Here is a 455-nt window from a genome sequence, read left to right as displayed (position 1 = left end):
TTCAGGTCTGTTTGTCTTTCGTTTGCTATTCATAACTGACACACGACAACGATTAATTTCTCTATTAATTGCTTGTACGATATGAAAGCGGTCAATAATAATTTTAGCGTTTGGGAATAATTTTTTAATTAATTTTATATACGGTTTATACATATCAATGGATATGGTTTTAACACGTGCCCGTGTTTTAAGAGGAAATCGACTAAAATATTTTTCAAGTTCACCTTTTCGTCGATCTGGTAAAATATCTAATATTTCGTGTGTACTTCCGTCACAATATATAAAACTCATAGCTCCTTCAACATCTTTAGTTGATTTAAACTCATCAAAAGACAAATGATTTGGCAGTGTATCTGATATTTTTGGTTTAACTTGTTGGGCAATAATTTTCATTTGACGATGAACAGTTGAAGGTGAAATAAATAAATCATGCGCGATTGCTTTCTCAGAGCGTG

Annotated in this window: 1 protein-coding gene; it reads right to left on the bottom strand. The window is 31.9% G+C overall.

Annotation, left to right across the window (positions count from 1 at the left end; translation table 11 throughout):
* Positions 1-455, bottom strand: a 455-nt coding sequence (locus tag BJS11_RS13205; protein WP_148114214.1) for a transposase, incomplete at both ends; no start/stop codon positions are given.

Source organism: Staphylococcus caeli, assembly GCF_900097965.1.
Lineage (GTDB): Bacteria > Bacillota > Bacilli > Staphylococcales > Staphylococcaceae > Staphylococcus > Staphylococcus caeli.
Note: the sequence above shows the minus strand (reverse complement) of the source record. Positions and strands in the feature narration are given on the sequence as shown.